Source organism: Paenibacillus sp. P4_A7, from assembly GCF_056402455.1.
Genome location: NZ_JBFUHJ010000778.1, coordinates 1 through 1292, shown reverse-complemented (window position 1 = coordinate 1292; position 1292 = coordinate 1). Strand labels below are relative to the sequence as shown.

Here is a 1292-nt window from a genome sequence, read left to right as displayed (position 1 = left end):
AACCAGAACCAGAACCAGAACCAGAACCAGAACCAGAACCAGAACCAGAACCAGAACCAGAACCAGAACCAGAACCAGACCCAGACCCAGACCCAGACCCAGACCCAGACCCTGAACCAGATACGGGGACAGAATGGTCTAGTTGTGAACATTCTCGTATTAACGGAGAGTGCGTGCGAGTTGAGATTTGTTAAATTCTTTTATACCTTTAACGCTTATTACTGTTTCCTGGTATTAGAATAATTCAACAATCATGCATAATGAAAGGTAGCCAATATTATAATCGGCTCCCTTTCTTTGTGCATGAGCACTATAGCGTTATAACGTTTGAGTAGCAAAATTGGCAGTGTTTTTCGAAAAAGCAAAATACATTGGTGAACAAATATTCTGATATTTTGGAAAATTAGTTTGTGAAATAAAGGGGATATGTTAGTGATCTCAAGAATAACGACGACTCCGTTTAGTTATTCGTCAGCAGTTGTCGCGGGAGATTAAGTTTTTCTAGGGTTACATCGAGGATTTGGGGAAAGTTTCACAGAACAGATTCATGACATATTTTTACATGAAAGAATACACTTCTGCAAGTCGACGTTCCCATTCATCATATCGTAAAAGTGAATGTTTATCTGAAGGACATTAATGACTTATCTGAAATGGAACGAGATAGGTATGAAGGCGCACAAGATTTATCCGGCGGCCAGTGGCAGAAGCTTGCGATTGCTAGAGGAAACTAAATATAAAGCAACTGAAGAATTAAATATGGAAATACTCAATATCTTCAATTAGGATGGGCGCATCGTGACCTTTGGGTAAGTAATCTTTTATTTAATGATAAAAGATTAACTTCAATTTTAGATTTTGATCGATTATGATATGACTGTCCATAACTAGATGTAACTCGTGCTGTTATATCATATTCTTTAAATAATACCTTGGATGTCTCCTTGGCTTCAGCTCTAATGGAAGGATACAGGGAGGAGCGCACTGTGGCATAGGGTTATTTAACATATTCATTACAGTTATTGTGGTATATGGAAAGCTCCTGGTGGATTAAGGCTAACATGAATCAACATCGTGTCCCACTCGCCCGTTTCGCACAGGAAATGATTTGGCTTGCTGAAATTCAGAAAAATCTGTCTGCCTTATTAGAGGGTATCTAAATAATACATAGCAATGATAATGAACGCTGTAGTGTAACAGCCTATCGAATCCTATTAACTAAGTCAGTAGCTTTTCATAAAATACGATTGTCATTTTGTCGTTTATTACTTTTGATGCTTCCATTCTTTTAT

Annotated in this window: 3 protein-coding genes; all 3 read left to right on the top strand. The window is 37.8% G+C overall.

Annotated features, from left to right (window positions below):
- On the top strand, positions 1 to 194 hold a 194-nt coding region (locus AC1DWN_RS33905; protein WP_477563211.1), incomplete at its 5' end, for a hypothetical protein.
- A gap of 445 nt (positions 195 to 639) precedes the next feature.
- Complete coding sequence (locus AC1DWN_RS33900) at positions 640 to 786, top strand: hypothetical protein (protein WP_477563210.1); 147 nt, start codon at positions 640 to 642, stop codon at positions 784 to 786.
- Positions 753 to 872, top strand: coding sequence for a phosphotransferase (locus AC1DWN_RS33895; RefSeq protein WP_477563212.1), 120 nt, complete (start codon positions 753 to 755; stop codon positions 870 to 872). The genes AC1DWN_RS33900 and AC1DWN_RS33895 overlap by 34 nt, the downstream gene beginning before the upstream one ends.
- Positions 873 to 1292 lie beyond the last annotated feature (420 nt).